We start from the raw sequence: 20159 nt of genomic DNA on the forward strand, positions 1-20159 counted from the left end.
ACAAGTTATCCATCATCTCTTTAAAAAGCGACTCCTACAGAAGCCGTCAGGCTATTTGCTGCAGAAGGCCGCGTATCGTGTCCATATACATACCGAAGCTCCAAAAACAAACCATAGGCCTTATGTCGGGAATAATCTCCCCTCATTGCTACCTGAAAACCCGCCTGATTGGCCGCCAAGTAACCATAATTGCCATATACCGGCTGATTCAACTTCTTTGCTTCTTCCGTTTCAACTGCCGGCAACTGCAATTCGGGGGTAAGGGAAGCAACATATCTTCCTCCCAACTCTCCACGCAGCAGCCAATGACCGCAAGGAAACATCGCTTTTAGCATCAACTGAGAATGCAACCGGTGAATCTCCATTTCACGACGAGGATATACATAACGGGTATTCATATCGGTATATCCTATGGAGGGAATGATTGAAAAAACAGTCCCCGACCGATACGTATATTCGTAAAAGCCCGACAGTACCCCACGACTTATCCGATTCATATACATCTCATCTTCTGCTATCTGCGGATAAATATTACCGGAAGCGTCTCCGAACAGATTCTCCGTTCCGGTACGTTTGGTAAATGCGGCTTCCAACTTCATCCCCCAACGTGAAAATCTATCTTTGCTACTACGCCAGGCAATCTCTCCTCGCAGGTCATGTTCACCGACGGATGCCATCGGCAACTCGTTGAGGGAAGAAATTATTTTATCAAAAGAGAAATGATCGTAAAGCAAAGAAACGGCAAAACCTCCCTCACCGGCATCGAAAGGTGAAAGATTCACACTTCCGCCAAAAGAACGTCCTTTATAAAACGACTTCCCTTTTGCCCCACGAAAACGATAATAATCGGTACCCAATCCGGTGAAGTGATAAATATTGGGGACTCCCAATTCGTTATAAAACTGCAAATCGTTGGTCTGTTTATACTTGCGGGCATGCAAAGAATATCCCAATGCATAATGGTTGCCGGTTTTCCAAGACATGCCGATTGTAAAATACAAATCACCCGTCAGGTTTTTGGGACGGGGATCCGCATTCCGATACTCGATATCGGCACCATAAGACCCCTCCGCACCGATGGTATAGCTTCCTTTGCGATAAGCATATCCTCCGGAGAAATAATATTGCTCGGATTTCAGATCGCCACCTACTGTATCTCCCATCACATAAGGATATAACAGCAGATAATCCGAAGTCTCATTCCAACGCCGTCCTGTTTTCTTCCCGTTCTTATAGCGGGCTTCTCCCCACAGGCTGCTATTCCCCTTACGGATAAAAGAGCGCACATCCACAAAACCCATATATCTGCCATCCCCTTCCTCCGCCAACGAAGGCTGTTCTTCATGAATATACTCTCCTCCTGCACGCAATTCATTCAGTGTCGAGGGATGCCAGACGTATTTCATTGCCGGATTATCATAAACCAAAGAGAAAAACCCGCTTTCTGCCGTCGTACCGTTACTTCGCATACGCCCGTACAAAGACAGGCTGTCGGCGTCGGCAGCATGCAGCCCTAAAAAGGAAAAGAATAAAACAGTCATTAAATAGTATCTCATGATAGATGTCGGGGTTAAAGTCATTCTTCAACGGGTTGTACTCCGTCGTATGTCAACGTTTCTGCCTTCCTACCATCGGCACTTATCGCCGTATTTTGTTCTTCGATAAGAGAAGGTATACATTCTGTATTGAAATCGTCCGTCGAGTTATCCGTATCTTGCAATACCCTGTGACCGTTCTCATCCAGATAAAGCATTTTCCGCCGGACACTCTTGAAATAACGGTCCTTATCATGATCTATCTTTCCGCAATGAGTCCATCCGGCATCTACGGTAGCCGGTAATACGTTCCATTGACGTTCTGCTTCCACACTACAATTCACTCCGTCGACAATCCAGTCGTTCGGCAGTTTATAAGCCTTCTGAGACCAGGGATAATTGCCTTGCGGACTCGATATAATGTATTCGTATTTATAAAAGAATTTTTTCAGATATTCCTCTTTCGGAACTTGCATACGCGCCAGCGCATACGAACGGAAACCGCGATTATGAAGCACAAAGACAGAAAGCGTATAGCAATACCATTTATCGAGGTTCTCCACCGTTTCACTGTCAATATCCATATTGTCCGGTGAAGTGGAGACATCATACCATTCAAAATTGGCTTCACTAAGATCAAAAGAGTTCGGATTGGCCACCTGATGGTTGATGCCGGTATCACAAATCACCATACTCTCACCGGGCTGTACCGGATGCTCCTCACCACTGCCCGGAACAACGTAAATGGCATGTACCGTCATCGTGTCCTGACGGATGTCCGGAGTATAATCATACTTCTGTGTAGAGACGAATTTGGATTCCACCAGCGCCAGACCATCGGCATACAACACATGGTCCGTGTTATTGTAGATTTTCACATACGAATCGCCATAATATTGTTTACCGCTCTCCCGTAACGTACCCGTAAAGAAAATTTCTTCGATAATAAAATCATCCTTATCAATCAGCAGATGGGTATTCATCGTTAATGACACATTCCCGGATGTAAGATTCACATTTTCCAAAGCGCCACGCAAGCGCCCTTTCACTGTACGTCCTTCATCTACATAGGTTACATCGGCTTTATAGAAACAGTTGTATAATCCCTGAGGCAATTCCGGTTTCTCTGTAGCCGGCACTTTTACAGACAATCCACTGGATATGTTCTGGAAAGTAAGGGTATCGTTCGCTATCGATGCACCGGACAGGTCGTCGGGAAGCTTCACGGTAACCCCGGTGACGGTTCTCGATACATCCTCCAATTCATTACAAGCAGTAATACCTGACAACAGAATAACAAATACCGATAAAAACAAACTCTTTTCGTACTTCATATATCGAATAATTTATTTATAAACTAAAATTCAACTCCATGCCGAAATAAGGTTCTACATTCCGGCGTACTGTCAATCCACGACTTTTAAAGTCGGGAGTATAATCTAAGAGCTTATTGGCAAAAAATGCTAAATTAAGATACTTCCCTATCTTCTTCGTAACTTTCAGATTGACATAGAAGGCCATCGGAACGGTATATTTATCAAAAGTTCCCGAACTGATGGGAATAATCAGATGTTGCAGATAAAGGTCTTCTTTCGATGCCTCCGTATAGGGATGTTCCTGTCCATCCTCTGCCCACAGGTAGCTTTCGGGCACTCCGTCACGATAAAAAGCCTGCTTGCTGGTAAACCACATGCATTGCAACGAAGTAGAAAAAATCAATCCCCACTCCGGTATTTGCGTATCGAACATCAGGTTCGTGTTAAACTGCTGATAGACATTCCCGTCGTCCCAGTTATAGATACCAATGTACGAATCGGATATCGATTGGCCATCCACCATTTCGGATACGGTGCGCGGCATACGGATACTGTTGGTGTAAGTGGAACGGAACCATGCCCCACTGAGATTTACCACCGTACGTAACGGCTTGATACGCTGTGAACGGAATTGGAATTCCACTCCCTCTTTCAGCAGACGGCTTCCATTGGTCGCTTTATTATATCCTCCCAATATTTTCTTATCAGTGTAGGGCAGATCGTCCAGTGACGGAGGTCCCTGCAAAGCCGAACCGGTAATCTTACTTGCATCGTACTCCTTATAAGCATAAGAGGTATAATTGGCCACATAGCGAAAACCGGTATTCATGGATTCGCGGAAATAGCTTACCGACAGACGATTCCCCCCATAAGTAAAGTCTGCACGCAACTCCCATTTCTTATTACGCGCCGGACGTAACTCATAGTTGGTACGGTCTTCGATATAACTTCTTATGTTGAAGCGGCTGTTCTGCTCTGGATTCAGAACATCGTAATAGCCAAGCTGCACAATGTCTTTATAATAAGCATCGGGGAAGAGATAATCGAGCGTAGGCATCTTGGTAGTCCAGCCGATACCACCCCCCAGTGCGATTTCAAGATTATGGGTTTTGCCCAGATCGATTGCAGGGAAATTCCACAATCCGTTGATACGGGGATCCAGGTAAAACTTATTATTCAGAACGTATCGTTTGTCAAGCCCGACAAGTGCCATCGCACGTATACCCCCCATTAATTCCAGCTTATGGCGACCGATTTTCGCTGTCATTATATCTTCAATAAATACACCCACATTCTGTAATGCAGGAATGTCTTTATAAGCTCGCGGACGACTACTCCATCCTCCGGCAGCCAACGGCCGGGTGAGATCGTACACTTGCCCGCGACCGAAGTTCTTCGTATAACTCCATTCACCTCCCACCTTGGCGTTATTCTTTACCGGGCCATTGGTAAATGAAAAGTCTCCTTTCAATTTGATAAAGGCGTTGAACGGTTTTCCATCCGACAGATAATCTGCCACATACTCTTTAAAAAGGAGAGTGGCATCATGTTCGCCCTCACCCGTTGTGGAAGGGACAATCATATAACGCTGCGGCGCTACCAATTTACGACGCGTCAAACGATCGAACTGTGCATTGGCAGATGTGTTCAACTCGATGCCTTTGACAGCCTTTACTTTGGGAAAAGTCCAAAGGAAGTTATTGGTCAGAGCTACCCGGTTATAGGTAGATTTATAAGTATCCGTGTTGCCGTAGTTCAGTTCGGGATCTTCTTTGGCATTATCAAACGAACCGGTATAGTCAATACCCGGAGCATAGCGCATGGTCCAGTTATCGTGGCTATAATTCCAGGTAAAACGTAGAGAGGTATTCATCCGTTTGTAGTTCACTAAATTATTACGGGGATCCGGTTTGGAATCCAGATAACCTACATCTACATTCACTACCCCATCTTCAGCACCCGGCAAGGCAAATCCCTTTCCGGCAGAGAAAAGTTTACTGTATCCGTCTGCCTTGAAACGCGCATTGAGAGGGGTCAGTTTACGCACCTTTTTTATATTGACAATTCCACTCGTAAGGTTTCCATATTCTGCGGACGGGATTCCTCTTACCACTTCCACACTTTCGATGTCGTCCGTAGAAATAGAACGCATATCTACCCCCCGGTTAACAATGTTACGGCTGCTCTCCGCCGAATTATCCGATACAGGCGAAGCTTGAAGGTTAGCATCGGTATTGATCGGAATACCGTCTACAATAAATTGCGTACCGAGTGAAGTAATGGAATAATCACTCCCGGCATCTCCTTTGGTTCCATCTGCTTTGATCACTCCCGTTTCGCGCAAAGTGATCGTATTGGCAGACCCCATATCCGGATCACGTGACATACCTCCGGGCAACAATTCCAACAAATCGGCAAAACTGGTAGGTTGCAGATGTTGCATAGCCGGACGGTCTATTTTAGAGGAAGAAACGAGTCCTTTCGACTCAGTGGCAGTAATAACGACTTCTTTCAATTGGTTATCGGAGCGTAATCCGATAGTCATATACGTGCTTTTCTTTAATTCTACCGTACGTTGTTGACGTCCGTAACCAATAAAAGAGACCGTGAGTTTATAAATGCCCGGAAAAACATCGGTTATCCGGAACGTTCCATCGTCACCGGCTATGGCCGAATAGCGGCGTGTCTCCTCACTTTCCAACAAAACGGTTGCATAAGGAAGCGTCTCATGAGTAACCGCGTCACGTATAATACCGCTAAATATTAACTTATCGGCTGTATAAGCGTTCCCTGCATATAATAATAGAAATAAAAATAAGAAACAATATCTTGTCTTTTTTTGTCTCATAAGTCCAGAACGTATTTCAAGCTACAAAAAAAGGCTAAAATAAGATAGCAGGAAATACCTATAGATTAGTATTCATTTACATTGCAGTACTTATATATAGGTAATTTTTTATCCATAACAATACAATGAATAATAATCACTTAAGATGATCAGATTCAAACAGGACAGCCGAAGAAGAAAATATCTAAAGATATAAAAAGGTAACGTTTTCCAACTAAAAATAAATAAAACGGTATGCCGGTAACCGCAAGCAGGGTATTTACCTCCACCAGGAACTATCCATACAAGCAGTATGCACCGTGCTCGATGCATCTAACCACGGTCTTCAGGAGACTTTAGCACGGTACATAAACCAAGGCCCCCGCTCACCCGGTAATGTCGAGAGGTAAAGGGTATCAATTGCCTGTGCCACCACCCCGAATGGCACATTGGCACAGTATCCTCAATAGCTAATCTTCACCCCTGCAAAAAAACTTCTGGGAGTGGCAGGACCATAAATATAGTTGGAATCCCGGTTGGCTCCACGATCGAAATCTTTCTGATAAGCCTGAAAAATGTTTTGTATACCGGCATTGAGCTGAAATACGGTCGATTTACAAAACTTAAAATCATAGGCTGCTTTTATACCGAGATCGAAGAAATCGGGGGTCATAAGAGCAACTGCCGGGCGTTCGGGCATCTCTCCCATCGCTGCATTCTCGGCAGAGATGGCGGCACGCTGTACGAGCATGCTACCGGTATATGTACCAGACAGAGCAATGGTCAGCGGTTTTATCGGCGTATAGGTAGCGGTGAAATACCCGTAAGTATTGGGAGTACGAAACATCTTTTTCTCAGCCGGTGCATCATCGTCCCACTGATACGGTTCGTCGTAACGGCTACGCTGTAAAGTTACACCGGCTTGAAACTGGAATTGTGTCAGATAAGCCAGTTTGCCTTCCAATGTCAACCCCATCACTTTGGCACCGGGACCGTTATAGCGTGTCCGCACCAATACTCCGTCTCCCCGGTCTTCATACGGACCAAGAACAAAAACATCTTTCAAGGCAGTATAAAAACCTTCTACAAGGAAATTCACCTGCCATGCACCGAAACGGCGATACATATCGGCAGAAGCACTCAGACTTTGAGATTTTTCTTCTTTCAACCCTTTGGCACGTTCGATCATAGAAACCGTACCACCGACGTTTTCAATATGCATGTCTTCATCAAAGGCTTGCGGAGCACGGAAGCCCGAAGCATAACTGAGCCGGAAGTTAACATCCTTTGTCGGGTTGAAACGCAGGTTGGCACGAGGACTAAAGATCACATGATCTACCATATTATGCTTATCCAGACGACCGCCCAGAAGAATACCCCACTTTTCGTTTTTCCACTCGTTCTGCAGAAAACCGCTATAAATATTCACCGTCTGCTCGGTATGGCGGTTGTATCCCCACATGTTATCTTCCAGATGATCACGGTTGTACTCCAATCCTGCCGTGAGATCGGCCGGCATGAAAAGACAACGCCCGAAGCTATACATGTATTGTGTGCCTCCCATCACAGTGAAATCGGTAGTCTTGCCATAGGCATTCGGATCTTGTCCGCCACCGTAATAGCTGTCCCGGTCGGTATTGGCAGCCGAAGTAAAAACACTGAAACGATGTTTCTCATTGGGTGAAAAGTAATCGAATTTCAAACTACCGCCATCAATGGCATGCTCCAGTTGCTCGGCGATATTGGCTTCATGAGGCGGACGGTTCAGCATATCTCCACCCCGGCGGAACTCTTGCAGATGATGATATTCAAAAGTAAGTTTCGAATAAGTACTGGTTTTGAAATAAGAACGGAAACCTACCGTCTGGTTCTTCAACTTCGGTAATTCGGTAAAACCGTCGCCGTCATAATCGTATCCCGAGCGATGACGGTTTTGCCCGAATATATAGACTCCCGCACGATGATCGTCGGTCACAAGAGAGAGGTTCAGAGAGGTATTGTTATCAAAAGAATTGCCCCCGCTGAAACCGGTGATCGTATGAGAAAGTTGGCCGGAATTGCGCAACGGCTCTTTTGTGATGATGTTAATCGTACCGGCAATGGCAGACGAACCGAACAGAGCCGAACCACCGCCACGCATCACCTCCACCCGTTCGATCATACTGGCAGGAATCTGTTCCAGACCGTATACTCCCGACAACGCACTGAATACGGGACGAGAGTCTATCAATATCTGCGTATAAGGACCATCCAGCCCATTAATACGAACTTGCTGGAAACCACAATTTTGGCAATTGGTCTCTACACGTACACCGGGTTGGAAATTCAACCCCTGTGAAAGCGTACTGGAATTAGTCGATTCAAACAGCTTTAAATCGACTACATTGACAAGTGTAGGCGCCATACGCCGGGTAGTCTCATTACGATTGGCAGAAACCACGACCCCATCGAGGGCAATGGCGTCTTCCTCCAGTTCGAAGTTCTCTTCCAGCGTTTTTCCTTTCTTCAGGGTCACACTGCGGGTGATGGTTTTATAGCCCACCGAACTCACTTCCATCACAAAATTCCCCTCCGGGAGGTTCTTTAGGAAATAATGCCCCGTAGCATCTGTCACAGTTCCGATAGTCGTTCCTTTAAGGGCAATTGTAATATACGGCAAATGTTCCTCACTGTTCTTATCGAGTACATGGCCGATGATATTGGCATCGGACTTTTTCAATTCGGAGTGTTCCAATGGAGCGGGTTGTCCGGACATAGCAGAGGTAAGGGCACAATACAGGCCCGCAAGAATAAATATATATTTCTTCATTTTCGTTTGTTTTTTAGGAAGTAACCGCACGGTACAGGTATAGGCGGACCGTGAAATAGCCTCATACTCCCATATAGGAACATGATAAGCATACTTCTCCCCTAACCGCCATCCGGCAGCCACTTGTTTTGAATAAATTAAGAGCAAGAATAAAACAGGCTCTCAGAGATTTTTCTTTTCCACAGACATGCGGAAGTATTTACTACAAACGAAAAGAAGGAGGTGCCCTCAATGAAACCACTCCCACACAGGGAGTTAAATGCCCCGTCCGCTGCGGACACCACAAAAGCGTACAAAGCAGTAAAGCGATGAATGAGGCAAATACAGGAAGAATACCTGCATCAGTGGTCTGAAAATGATTTAAGAAATGGATTAACTGGAACTCGACCGTAGTGTGGCTATGCTCGACCCCTTTTTTGAATGGATGGGAATGGACAATCGTTACCCCATTCACCACGTGCGAGTGAGTGAAGAGCGTAATACCTGCCATGTACGAAATAAACAGTACAGGAAGGAACCATTTCATGATATTCAAATACAGTCGTTTCATCTTGTTAGTCCCGGGGCAAAGATAAGCAGATTCATGATACAAATCAACCCTTACCGGCAATGAATCAGCATTATACCCTCCATTGGGTACAACTAAATACATCTTTTCATCATTATTAGGTATTTCGTGTTTACCGAAACCTCTCCATCTTTGCAACTAAACAATAAATAACACTCGGCGATATGCAAAAGTTGAAAAGCGACATACAAAAAACAATACTCGATGCAGCAGAATATCTTTTTATCCGTAAAGGATACAAGAATACTGCCATGCGCGAGATTGCCGCAAAAGCAGATGTAGGGCTGAGTAATATCTATAACTATTTCCCGAACAAAGACAGCTTATTCAGGTACATTTTGCAACCGGTAGTCGACGAGCTCTATACCATGCTCTACAACCACGACGTAAGCAAAGCAAATCTCGAAATGTTCACCAGCCATGATTATCAGAAGAAAGAGATAGAGTTGTATATGGCATTGGCAGGACGCTATCGCAAACAACTGAAACTGCTCCTGTTTCATGCGCAAGGCTCCTCATTGGGTAACTTCCGCGAAGATTATACCAATGAAATGACACGTGTGATAGACATCTTCTTTAAAGATCTGAAAACAAAATATCCGCATCTGAATATACAAGTCTCCAACTTCTTCGTCCATCTGAATACCGCCTGGCTATTCACTTTGCTCGAAGAACTGGTGATGCATCACATAAAGAAAGACGATATGAAAATATTTATCTCCGAATACATTGCCTTTGAAACGGCAGGATGGAAAGAGCTTATGCATGCATAAGCTCTTTTTTTTGAACGTTCCGGAACATTGTTCTTTTTTGAACGAAATCCGTATAACTATAATAATAGAATAAATATGAAAGAAAAAGTAACCATCAACGACCAAATAGCAAATACGCTATTTATTCCGCTTTACATGAGGTTTAAAGAGAGTCGCCGTCCCAACGGTATTATGAACGACCACCTCGCCTGTGAACTGATAAACCGCATCGACTATGACTTTTCACAATTCGACAAAGCTCCACTCAGCGAATTGGGCTGTGTGGTACGCGGCTGTTACTTCGATCGGAAAGTACAGGAATTCATCTTACGGGAACCTTCCCCGATAGTAGTCAATATCGGCTGTGGACTCGATACCCGTTTCCAACGAATCACAGAACGGCGCAATGCCACATTCTACGAACTCGATCTGCCGGAAGTAATCGATCTGCGAGAAGAATTTCTCCCGATAGAACCTGCCGATATTAATCTGCGCGGTTCTATGCTCGATACCGACTGGATGGATCGGTTGAAATCGAAACACCCTCAATCCCGGTTTATCTTTATCATCGAAGGAGTAGTCATGTATTTCACGAACGAACAAGTGAAATCCGTACTATCCCACCTTGCCAAGCGCTTTCCGGGCGGAGAGATTCACCTCGATGTTTGCGGGTCTATGTTCCAGAAGAAAGGAATAAAACCCGACGCATTGAAAAATAATAATGAAGCCCGTATGTTGAGCGCCATAGATAACGGACGTGTCATAGAACAATGGATACCGCAACTGAAAATGACGGATAATATCCTTTATCAAAACATCGAAAAGAAACGTTGGGGAGCATTCGGCGTATTCTGTAGGATGTTTCCGGGGCTTTCGCGTAAATTCAGTCACCTCTTAGGATATAAAATTATAGAATAATGGAAAAGAAACAAAAGAAAGGAGTCGCCCGCCTGTTTGAGATAGCGGGTGAACGAAAAGGTCTGTTGATACTGGCCGGCATCTTGTCGGCAGGAAGTGCCTGTTGCATGCTGGTTCCTTATTTATCAGTATACCAGGTAGCCAACGAACTGTTGCAAAATGCAGGAAACATCTCACAAGCAGACAGCGGACACATGATTCGATGGGGATGGATTGCCTTTGCCGGCCTGACAGGCGGATTACTGCTGTTGTATGCTTCACTAATGGCATCACACGTAGCCGCTTTCCGTATCCTGTACGGACTAAGGATAAAACTTGCCGAACATATCGGCCGGTTACCTCTTGGCTACTTAAACGGGACTTCGACCGGAGCTATCAAAAAGACAATGGAACAGAATATTGAAAAGATAGAAACATTCATCGCCCACACCATCCCCGATCTGGTGAACGTACTGGCAACGGTGGTCATCATGTTCACCTTATTCTTCACCCTCAACGGGTGGATAGCAGCAGTCTGTCTGTTGGCTATCGCATTGGGGATAGGTCTTCAATGCACCATGATGTTCGGCAAGGCCGGTCAGGAATTTATGCAGACCTACTTCGATACACAGGAAAAGATGAGCGCCTCTGCCGTGCAATATGTACGGGGAATGCCGGTAGTCAAGATATTCGGACAAAGCATCCGTTCTTTCCGGCAGTTTAATAAAGAAATCGAAGCATACAAGACCTATGCTCTGAAAGTATGCGATACCTATCAACCCGGAATGGTGGTTTTCATGGTGTTGCTCAACTCCATCGTAACTTTTATCCTGCCGGTAGGATTACTTATCCTGAGCGGGCAACCTCAAAACATCGCCTTCGCAGCCGTCTATCTCTTTTTCATCATCTTGGGGCCGGGTGTAGCAACCCCGATTTACAAATTGACTTTCCTCGGTTCGAGTACAAAAGAAATCGATGAAGGAGTAACCCGCCTTGACCGGATTTTTTCGGAAAAAACAATGCCGGAAAGCTTAAATCCTCAGAAGCCACACGGGTATGATATTACTTTTACCGACGTCAGTTTCGCCTACGAAAACAAAACGGAAGCCACCCGGACAGACGCTTTACACCATATCAACTTCACAGCCCGTGCCGGAGAAATCACAGCACTGGTAGGTCCGTCCGGTTCGGGAAAATCGACGATAGCCAATCTCATACCCCGTTTTTGGGATGTGGAGCAAGGGGAGATCAAAATAGGAGGCACTAACGTAAAGAATATTGCCACAGAGCAGTTAATGGACCTTGTGTCTTTTGTTTTCCAAGACTCATTCCTTTTCTTCGATACGATTTACGAAAACATACGCGTGGGTAATCCCCATGCTACCCGCGAACAAGTGATAGCTGCCGCACAAGCAGCACAATGTGATGAATTTATCCAACACCTCCCCAAACAATACGACACGATAATCGGAGAAGAGGGCGTCTACCTTTCCGGTGGTGAAGAACAACGCATCTCCGTAGCACGTGCCATTCTGAAAAACTCCCCTATCCTCGTACTGGATGAAGCAACCGCCTTTGCCGATCCCGAAAATGAATACAAGATGCAACTTGCCATTCAAAAACTCATCCGGGATAAGACAGTCATCATTATCGCGCACCGGCTATCATCTATCCTATCGGCCAACCGTATTGTGGTGCTGAAAGAAGGATGCGTTGTGCAACAGGGCACACACGAGGAGCTGTGCCGGCAAGAGGGCGTTTACAAAAAAATGTGGGATGCTTATACCGATGCATCTCAATGGACATTAAATAAATAAGGAGGAAAACAATAATGAATGCAATAAACAACATAACGATCGGACATCCCGAACGGTTACGCAAACCGGTAGGCTACACCATGCTGGCCAACTTGGTAAATATATTCCCTTTCATGCTTTCTATCGAAGCAGTCAACGTATTGTTCAAGGCTTACGACGGAAGCGGAACGGGACTGGATACTACCCGCCTTTGGTGGATATGCGGGCTTTTAGCTGTATACATGATTGCAATGGCTCTTGCCGAACGGGCCTCATTCCGCCATAACTTCCGTAGTGCCTACGAACTAAGCGCCGAAGGACGCATCAACCTGGCCGAACATCTGCGTAAACTTTCGTTAGGATTCTTCAGCCGGCACGATCCGGGAGACTTATCGTCCATGATGATTACCGACTTCACCATGGCAGAAACAGGTATTTCACACCATCTACCACAATTGATGGGGGCACTGGTCATGCCTATACTGGCCTTCTTCGGTCTTCTGTGGATTGACTGGCGGATGTCCCTTGCCATGTTCATAGCCTTACCGTTGGCCGTATTGGTGCTTATCTTAAGCAACCGGATACAGATCTCCTTAAGCAAAAAACAGATTCATGCCAAGATAAATGCCGGTAACCGTATGGAAGAGTATCTGTTAGGCATCCGCGTAATGAAGGCATATAACCTGTTGGGCGACCGTTTCATCCGCCTGCAAAATGCTTTTCTGGAATTAAAACGTGCCAGTATGCGCCTTGAAGCATTAATGGGACCCTTCATCCTGCTTTCTGTTACGTTAGTACGTGCCGGACTGACGTTGATGATACTTTGTGGAACCTACCTGTTATTGGGCGGGGAATTATCCGTGCTGACTTTCGTCATGTTCCTTATTGTCGGTTCACGGGTATTCGATCCTCTTACCTCGGCACTGACCAATTTCGCAGAGTTCCGCTATTTCTCTTTTGCCGGCGGACGTATACTGAATCTCATGAAAGAACCGGAAATGCAAGGCAACCGGGTATCTCCCGAAAGCGGTGATATCGTGATGGAACACGTATCCTTCGGCTATCAGAAAAAAACGGTGTTGCATGATGTATCGGTAACAATGAAAAAAGGAGCGCTTACCGCATTGGTAGGTCCCTCCGGAAGCGGCAAAAGCACTTTATTGAAGCTCTGCGCCCGTTTCTACGATCCACAAACAGGAAAAGTTTTCTTTAACGGAACAGATATATCGAAAGTGGACCCGGAATCACTGATGAAGCACATCTCTATGGTATTCCAGAATGTCTATCTCTTTCAAGACACGATAAAGAACAACATTCGTTTCGGCAAGCCCGATGCTACCGATGCCGAGATAGAAGAAGCCGCCCGAAAAGCCTGTTGCCACGATTTCATCATGAAGTTGCCCAAAGGATACGAAACTTTGGTAGGCGAAGGTGGATGTACTCTTTCCGGTGGCGAAAAGCAACGCATTTCCATCGCCCGTGCCATCCTGAAAGAAGCTCCGGTCGTACTACTTGACGAGGCTACCGCTTCTCTCGATCCGGAAAATGAAGTGGATGTTCAAAAAGCTATCAATACCCTGATTGCCGGACGTACGGTTATCGTGATAGCCCATCGATTGAAAACCATCAAAAATGCCGATAAAATCATCGTTTTGGAAGAAGGACACGTAGCAGAACAAGGTACACACCAAGAGTTACTGGATCAAAAAGGACTTTACCACCGCTTATGGTCCATACAGGAGAAAACAATGGGTTGGAAATTATAAATTGTGCTACATACATCAGTCGTTTCCAGTGTCGTACATCAATAATAAATTCATGTCGGATATTTATGTATTTTATAAAATAAAGAAATGCATATATCCCTGTAGTACTTAAGATATATTCTTTGTACACACAACATCCGGGTGTTGTAACTAATAACATCCGGATGTCTTGGATTACAACATCCGGATGTTGTGAAGGCGCAAAAAGAAGATTACTTTTTCATATATAATGACTATATTCACAAAACATTGAAAAAATTAAGATTATCATGACCGGCTCTTTAATTAATCGTTATCTTTGCAACAAGGCTTATCCCAAAAGAGTTGAACAAATAAAAGGATAAGAATTTGTTTAAATCATGAAACAATTAATAGCATGTTGCGGATTAGATTGCGAAAGTTGTGATGCCCGTATAGCCACTGTCGAAAATGACAATGAATTAAAAGAAAAAACTGCCCGGAAATGGAGTGTGATGAATAATGCTCCGGAGATTACGGCAGCAACCATAAATTGCATGGGTTGCCGTGCAGACGGAGCGAAATTTGCATATTGCAGCGAGTATTGCGAAATCCGAAAGTGCGTACAAAAGAAAGGATTCAACACTTGTGGTGACTGTATGGAATTGGATACTTGCCAGATAGTAGGTTCCATTTTTCAGCATGCACCTGCAGCAAAAGAAAATTTAAAACAATAAGACGATACATCAATCATCGTCCGACATAATAAAAACAGAAAAACAACTATGAGAACCAAAGACTGGAAAGCCATAAATACACCTCAAATACTTGTAGTAGGAGAAGATTCAAATCTGCAATGGTCCGAAACAGTAGCCAAATATGCCATGTTTGCCGATTATTACTTCCGTAATTTTCCGGAAGATCATGGAGAACGAAGTAGAAATGTAGAATCGCGCAATCTGTTTGATTATATAATGGAACTTACCGACCATCAACTGACACCGGAAGATGTATATATAACCAATCTGTGCAATGATGAAGTGGAAGCTGCACCCAAGGGAAAAAGAACATTCATCCCGGAAGAAAAAGCAGCAAAAGGCATCGAACACATCAAATGGATTTTATCAGAAAATCCTTCGATAAAATGTGTATTGGCCATGTCCTTACAAACAAACTACTGGCTTCAGAAATTGGGTTTCTATGAAAGTAATGCCGATTTTCTGCAGGCTGCCGAACCCAGACGCATCGGACAACAAAACTTTCCCCCATTTTACCAACCGGTAGACGGCAAAGCATTTATCAGTATCTGCGGCAAAATTTATGAAGCAACGGACTTTCCGGTAAAAGTATTTCCCGTTCTTCCGGCCAAAGACTATCCACTGTCCGAGCAAAACAGAGAACGTTATGCAAAAGGATTGGAACAGGTAACCAAATTTTTTAGGGAAAATAAAATTTTCCAAGAGCCTGTCTAAATATTACTCGGCATTCTTTTGAAAGTTATTTTTAAGAATCGACTGATATAGCATTTAGATTGTATTGGCAAATTATTTAAACCGTTTCAGATTGCTTTTATTAAAGACCCATTCCGTGGTATGAATTGTCTCCTGAATCAGAAGACAATTCATACCACGGTGAAAGAGAACGATTCGATAGATTAACCAATAGGTGTATCGACTTTCGATACTCTATCCGTATCCGAAAAGAGTACACAGTAGCCATGTGGTACTAACAAGAAATAATTTCTTCATCCGAATAGTCTCTGATTTTCAACTCAATCGTTTATCGTTTTTAATAAACCACCGTTGCTATGATCTGTATAAAAAGAATAAGGAAAACCATAGCAATGGGATAAACTGTCGCATAAGCTACACTCGGAATATTACTATCGACCATCGAATCGGCAGCAGCAAGTCCCGGTGTACTGGTCATTCCCCCTGTAATGGTTCCCAACAGATCGAGCACGTTAATTTTAAATGCCAGACGTCCCACAAGCACGGCGACAAGCATGGGTACGATTGTAATAGCAGCCCCAACACCGAATAACAATAAACCGCTTTCCTGGAAAGTAGCAACCAGGTTCTTTCCGGCGGAAGTACCCACTTCGGCAAGAAACAACAGCAGCCCCAACTGTCGCAATAGCTGGTTGGCAGGGCCGGACATAGACCAAAGAATAGGCCCCGTCTTACCTACTGCACTCAGCATCAACGCTACCATTAATACGCCTCCTGTCAATCCCGGAGAAAAAGAAAGACTATCTGAGAATGAGATATTGAGTTTACCGAACAAAACTCCGAGTACAATTCCCATCGCAATAGGAAAGAAATCGGTATCCGACAGTTTCTTGGCATCATTGCCCAACAAACGGGCTACTCCTTTAATGCCTTCTTTCTCGCCTACCACCATCAGCTTGTCCCCAAACTTCAAAGCCAAATCAGGAGACGGGGAAAGATCGATACCACTTCGACGGACACGCGTCACCGTACATCCGAAATTCCGTTGCAAGTTCAAATTCCCCAATTGTTTATTAATCATATCTTTCTTGGTGAGCAGCAATGATTCTATTTCCTGCGTTTTATCCAAGGGGAGCTCTCCCTCTTCACGTTTGCCGACCAGCACAGATAATTGATCCAAAGACTCCTCACTGCCCACAGCCTGAATATAATCTCCTTCGCAAAGCACCGTATGCGCCGTAGGTATTGATATTTCCTCGTCATGCTTCAAACGGGAAATAACCGCTCCTGTCATCGCACGGGCATTAATCTGCATCAAACTGCGGTTAAAAACACTTGGATTGGAAACACGGAAAATACAGGTATTCAATTCCGGAAATTGTCCGCGACGTTCTATTTCCAATCGACGTGCTTCCTGATCAAGATCGACACGCATTATCTTAGGAAGTAATTTCACAAAAAGAATAACCCCGATCACACCAAACGGATAAGCAATACCATAAGCGATGGATGCCAACGGAGAGTTCGTACTGTCGATAGCCACGGCAAGTCCAGGTGTACTGGTAAGTGCCCCGGCAATCAGTCCCACCACACTGGGAGTATCGATATCAAACAAGTACTTCAAACCGACTGCTGTGAGAGAAGCCGAACAGATAATAAGAATTGTAATCAGGATCAATGTTTTTCCTTTACTCCGAAAAGAATCGAAGAATCCGGGACCGGCCTGAATACCAATAGTAAAAATAAAAAGCACTAAGCCGAAATTGCCTAACTCTTTAGGAATAACAACTCCGAAATGTCCGAAAAGCAGGGCAATAAAAATCACTGCCGATACATCGAGCGATAGCCCCTTAATCTTAATTCTTCCCAACATGAAGCCTAACGCGACAATGAGAAAAAGCGCGAAATAAGAGGAGTTCAATAAATCAGTAAACATAGGTTTAAAAGGGTTTGTTAGTTTAGGCAGGCAAAGGTACGCAAAAAAGCCTCAATCAGCAAGTTTCTTTATCACAGGTGCTGCCTTCGCATTCAAACTCAAGAGTGACATGATGAATACCGGTATCCTCTAACACATGCCTTATAAGGTGTTTGGCCTCCTCCATATGACACATATCATCCAATACGATATGAGCGGTAAGTGCCGTCTCGGTAGTACTTAATGCCCAGGGCAGCCATATGCAGATAAGTACCTTTCACATGGAGGTCTCTCTCCTTATCCTTCATAAAGAGCCAGGCGGTAAAAGCGGTAAGACACTCCTTCCTGCCAGTTAGTTCAGAGAAAGATCCTGCAAAAAGGTAAGTCCGAAGTCTTGCAACACTTCTTCATCTGTTTGTAAAAGTACAAGTGTTTTCAACTCTTGCAATTCCGCATTTGTCAGACAGAAATAAACATTCTCCGATGAAAGCCGGAGAAATATCTTACGATTACTCATCAAGCCATGATTCATCCGAGCCGCTTCCGTCCCATTAATGCCGACTACATAATTACGAAAATGTAAAAAACCATCTTCAGTGAAACGAAAAAAAAGATTACCGAATTCAAGATGATAGACTTTGCAATGATCACAATAGGAAATCATCCCGGAACGGGTTTTATTGATTAGTTCCATAACAATAACATATATTTTGTAAGTATGAAACAAAGATAAGCCACTCTCTAAAATGCTACAATACGCATATATAGTGATTTACACCTTCTTTATTAGCATTTTTCAGGTATACCGGTATTCTCTCTCTCCCTAATTATAAGTATCATAAAGGCGGTAATACCTACAAATAGTGATTGATCATTCTTTTGTCCGTTCATAACTTTGCACTGAAAAATAAACATACAATTATGGTTACCCCGTCAAGGTCTCCCAAAAGACAGTTACATTATCGCAGAAACCTCCTACTGCTTCTTTCAATTCTGATTATTGGAATTGTCTGTCTTTGTGTTTCGTTGACAATGCACGACAAAACCAATGCTGACTGCCACTGTATCCAATGCCTGACAAATCGCATTCCGGAGGATGGAGAGTATCTCTATAATCGATATCTGCCGCTCATCAGTCTTGTATGGATCTTGCTGATATTCCTGCCAATCTATTTTCTTAGCCACAAAAAGAAATAAACCGTATCATTGACATAAATCAAAAATTCACCAAAAAGAACAGCCTTTCTTCCGTGCCTCCTATTTTTTTAATTACCTTTGCCCGCAAAATAGCACTATTTGTCTTGAGAAAACAGATATTTTTCAGAAAATATTAAACCAAAATCTAATAGCCGTGTTATAAACATCATTGTACGACTCTCCTAATGGAGATAATAGGAAAAGGTATTTGGATTTAAGGATTAATAAAGAGAATAATTTATGTTATCAGGCGAACAAGTGGAAGATATTTCCAACATAGACAGTTGCCAAGCAACAGTTACTTCCAAAGAGACGATACAAACAGTTACTGCATACACTACAAGTACGGTAGTCTCAACACCGGTACGCAGAACATTCGAAGAACAAAAGCCCTTCATTTTTGTCATTGTCGGCTTTGCTGCCTTTTACATCATCGCCCTCATTATTGCCCGGATTGTAAAAAATCAGTTGGCGCACTAATTTCAACTCTATATATAAAACAAGCCACCGGAATGACTACTAACAATATCATTCCGATGGCTGTCCCCTTTAAACACCTTTAAACAAAATGGAAAAATATGCCTCGATCTAACTAAACTAACTAACCCTTAGAGGCATATTTTTGAGGAGGCTGATCACTCAGCCTCTTTTCTATTTACGAGCCTCAGCAATGTAACCCAATGCTTCAGCACATTTAGCTGTAACATAAGCCCAATCTTCAGCAGCGACTTTATCTTTCGGGAAGAGTTTAGACCCCATACCGACACAGAATACGCCAGCCTTAATCCAAGCTGTCAGGTTCTCCTTGGTCGGTTCCACTCCACCTGTCACCATCAATTTAGACCATGCCATCGGAGCCATCAAACCTTTCACAAAATTAGGACCATACACATCTCCCGGGAATACCTTGCAAAGATCACAACCTACTTCCTGTGCAAAACCTACTTCGGATACAGAACCGCATCCCGGAGTATAAGGAACCAAACGACGATTACAAACCTTTGCTATTTCCGGGTTAAACAACGGACCCACCACAAAATTAGCACCCAACTGAATGTAAAGGGCGGCAGTAGCCGGATCAACGATAGATCCGATACCCATAGCCATATCCGGGCACTCTTTGGCAGCAAATTTCACTATTTCGGCAAATACCTCCTGAGCAAAATCACCACGATTGGTAAATTCAAAAGCACGAACACCGCCGTCATAACAAGCTTTCACTACTTTCTTTGCCACTTCTGCATCTTTATGGTAGAATACAGGTACCATGCCGGTTGAACCTATTTTATCCAACACAGCTATTTTATCAAATTTTGCCATTTCTTTTATATTTACGATTTAACAATTTACGATTGAAATTTCTTTTAATTAT

The 20159-nt window shown here is 43.9% G+C and carries 16 protein-coding genes and 1 pseudogene; 7 read left to right on the forward strand and 10 right to left on the reverse strand.

Annotation, left to right across the window (positions count from 1 at the left end):
• Positions 1-20: 20 nt before the first annotated feature.
• From HMPREF1532_RS00295 to HMPREF1532_RS00315, 5 genes are all read right to left on the reverse strand, one after another.
• The gene (locus HMPREF1532_RS00295; RefSeq protein WP_005923183.1) at positions 21-1556 is read right to left on the reverse strand and encodes a DUF6850 family outer membrane beta-barrel protein; all 1536 of its coding nucleotides are present in this window, start codon (positions 1554-1556) and stop codon (positions 21-23) included.
• A gap of 20 nt (positions 1557-1576) precedes the next feature.
• Complete coding sequence (locus tag HMPREF1532_RS00300; protein ID WP_005923186.1) at positions 1577-2869, reverse strand: DUF4876 domain-containing protein; 1293 nt, start codon at positions 2867-2869, stop codon at positions 1577-1579.
• A gap of 16 nt (positions 2870-2885) precedes the next feature.
• Complete coding sequence (locus HMPREF1532_RS00305) at positions 2886-5699, reverse strand: TonB-dependent receptor (protein ID WP_005923189.1); 2814 nt, start codon at positions 5697-5699, stop codon at positions 2886-2888.
• Positions 5700-6141: 442 nt separating this feature from the next.
• Complete coding sequence (locus HMPREF1532_RS00310) at positions 6142-8487, reverse strand: TonB-dependent receptor (protein WP_005923194.1); 2346 nt, start codon at positions 8485-8487, stop codon at positions 6142-6144.
• A gap of 202 nt (positions 8488-8689) precedes the next feature.
• On the reverse strand, positions 8690-9013 hold the full coding sequence (locus HMPREF1532_RS00315) for a hypothetical protein (protein WP_081791225.1): 324 nt from the start codon (positions 9011-9013) through the stop codon (positions 8690-8692).
• Between the two features lie 206 nt (positions 9014-9219).
• Between HMPREF1532_RS00315 and HMPREF1532_RS00320 the strand changes: the two genes are divergently transcribed.
• The 6 genes from HMPREF1532_RS00320 (at position 9220) to HMPREF1532_RS00345 (ending at position 15696) form a co-directional block, all read left to right on the forward strand.
• On the forward strand, positions 9220-9828 hold the full coding sequence (locus HMPREF1532_RS00320; RefSeq protein ID WP_005923199.1) for a TetR/AcrR family transcriptional regulator: 609 nt from the start codon (positions 9220-9222) through the stop codon (positions 9826-9828).
• A gap of 75 nt (positions 9829-9903) precedes the next feature.
• The gene (locus tag HMPREF1532_RS00325) at positions 9904-10725 is read left to right on the forward strand and encodes a class I SAM-dependent methyltransferase (protein WP_005923201.1); all 822 of its coding nucleotides are present in this window, start codon (positions 9904-9906) and stop codon (positions 10723-10725) included.
• Positions 10725-12521, forward strand: coding sequence for an ABC transporter ATP-binding protein (locus HMPREF1532_RS00330; protein WP_005923203.1), 1797 nt, complete (start codon positions 10725-10727; stop codon positions 12519-12521). Before HMPREF1532_RS00325 ends, HMPREF1532_RS00330 begins: the two co-directional genes overlap by 1 nt.
• 14 nt (positions 12522-12535) lie before the next feature.
• Positions 12536-14266, forward strand: a complete 1731-nt coding sequence (locus HMPREF1532_RS00335) for an ABC transporter ATP-binding protein (protein WP_005923205.1) — start codon at positions 12536-12538, stop codon at positions 14264-14266.
• Positions 14267-14625: 359 nt separating this feature from the next.
• A complete protein-coding gene (locus HMPREF1532_RS00340) occupies positions 14626-14961 on the forward strand; it encodes a DUF3795 domain-containing protein (RefSeq protein WP_005923207.1) in 336 nt (111 codons plus the stop codon).
• Between the two features lie 48 nt (positions 14962-15009).
• Positions 15010-15696: a hypothetical protein gene (locus HMPREF1532_RS00345; protein ID WP_005923209.1), complete on the forward strand. Its 687-nt coding sequence runs from the start codon at positions 15010-15012 to the stop codon at positions 15694-15696.
• A 316-nt stretch (positions 15697-16012) separates the two neighbouring features.
• Here HMPREF1532_RS00345 and HMPREF1532_RS00350 read toward each other — a convergent pair whose 3' ends face one another.
• The 4 genes and pseudogenes from HMPREF1532_RS00350 to HMPREF1532_RS21185 all read right to left on the reverse strand — a co-directional run bounded on the left by HMPREF1532_RS00350 (position 16013) and on the right by HMPREF1532_RS21185 (position 18775).
• A complete protein-coding gene (locus HMPREF1532_RS00350; RefSeq protein ID WP_005923211.1) occupies positions 16013-17611 on the reverse strand; it encodes an aspartate:alanine exchanger family transporter in 1599 nt (532 codons plus the stop codon).
• Positions 17612-17666: 55 nt separating this feature from the next.
• Positions 17667-17925: pseudogene (locus HMPREF1532_RS21655) on the reverse strand (hypothetical protein); the annotation flags it as partial.
• A 17-nt stretch (positions 17926-17942) separates the two neighbouring features.
• Positions 17943-18284, reverse strand: a complete 342-nt coding sequence (locus tag HMPREF1532_RS00355) for a DUF6686 family protein (protein WP_309005423.1) — start codon at positions 18282-18284, stop codon at positions 17943-17945.
• A gap of 293 nt (positions 18285-18577) precedes the next feature.
• Positions 18578-18775, reverse strand: coding sequence for a hypothetical protein (locus tag HMPREF1532_RS21185; protein WP_129648259.1), 198 nt, complete (start codon positions 18773-18775; stop codon positions 18578-18580).
• A 252-nt stretch (positions 18776-19027) separates the two neighbouring features.
• Between HMPREF1532_RS21185 and HMPREF1532_RS00360 the strand changes: the two genes are divergently transcribed.
• A complete protein-coding gene (locus HMPREF1532_RS00360; RefSeq protein ID WP_005923215.1) occupies positions 19028-19267 on the forward strand; it encodes a hypothetical protein in 240 nt (79 codons plus the stop codon).
• A 171-nt stretch (positions 19268-19438) separates the two neighbouring features.
• Here HMPREF1532_RS00360 and HMPREF1532_RS00365 read toward each other — a convergent pair whose 3' ends face one another.
• The gene (locus HMPREF1532_RS00365) at positions 19439-20107 is read right to left on the reverse strand and encodes a bifunctional 4-hydroxy-2-oxoglutarate aldolase/2-dehydro-3-deoxy-phosphogluconate aldolase (protein ID WP_005923218.1); all 669 of its coding nucleotides are present in this window, start codon (positions 20105-20107) and stop codon (positions 19439-19441) included.
• Between the last annotated feature and the right edge of the window lie 52 nt (positions 20108-20159).

Source organism: Bacteroides salyersiae WAL 10018 = DSM 18765 = JCM 12988, from assembly GCF_000381365.1.
GTDB lineage: Bacteria > Bacteroidota > Bacteroidia > Bacteroidales > Bacteroidaceae > Bacteroides > Bacteroides salyersiae.

Coding starts and splice junctions, on each gene's coding strand:
- HMPREF1532_RS00295 (WP_005923183.1), bottom strand. CDS start 1,556: ATGAGATACTATTTAATGACTGTTTTATTCTTTTCCTTTTTAGGGCTG.
- HMPREF1532_RS00300 (WP_005923186.1), bottom strand. CDS start 2,869: ATGAAGTACGAAAAGAGTTTGTTTTTATCGGTATTTGTTATTCTGTTG.
- HMPREF1532_RS00305 (WP_005923189.1), bottom strand. CDS start 5,699: ATGAGACAAAAAAAGACAAGATATTGTTTCTTATTTTTATTTCTATTA.
- HMPREF1532_RS00310 (WP_005923194.1), bottom strand. CDS start 8,487: ATGAAGAAATATATATTTATTCTTGCGGGCCTGTATTGTGCCCTTACC.
- HMPREF1532_RS00315 (WP_081791225.1), bottom strand. CDS start 9,013: ATGAAATGGTTCCTTCCTGTACTGTTTATTTCGTACATGGCAGGTATT.
- HMPREF1532_RS00320 (WP_005923199.1), top strand. CDS start 9,220: ATGCAAAAGTTGAAAAGCGACATACAAAAAACAATACTCGATGCAGCA.
- HMPREF1532_RS00325 (WP_005923201.1), top strand. CDS start 9,904: ATGAAAGAAAAAGTAACCATCAACGACCAAATAGCAAATACGCTATTT.
- HMPREF1532_RS00330 (WP_005923203.1), top strand. CDS start 10,725: ATGGAAAAGAAACAAAAGAAAGGAGTCGCCCGCCTGTTTGAGATAGCG.
- HMPREF1532_RS00335 (WP_005923205.1), top strand. CDS start 12,536: ATGAATGCAATAAACAACATAACGATCGGACATCCCGAACGGTTACGC.
- HMPREF1532_RS00340 (WP_005923207.1), top strand. CDS start 14,626: ATGAAACAATTAATAGCATGTTGCGGATTAGATTGCGAAAGTTGTGAT.
- HMPREF1532_RS00345 (WP_005923209.1), top strand. CDS start 15,010: ATGAGAACCAAAGACTGGAAAGCCATAAATACACCTCAAATACTTGTA.
- HMPREF1532_RS00350 (WP_005923211.1), bottom strand. CDS start 17,611: ATGTTTACTGATTTATTGAACTCCTCTTATTTCGCGCTTTTTCTCATT.
- HMPREF1532_RS00355 (WP_309005423.1), bottom strand. CDS start 18,284: ATGGAACTAATCAATAAAACCCGTTCCGGGATGATTTCCTATTGTGAT.
- HMPREF1532_RS00360 (WP_005923215.1), top strand. CDS start 19,028: ATGTTATCAGGCGAACAAGTGGAAGATATTTCCAACATAGACAGTTGC.
- HMPREF1532_RS00365 (WP_005923218.1), bottom strand. CDS start 20,107: ATGGCAAAATTTGATAAAATAGCTGTGTTGGATAAAATAGGTTCAACC.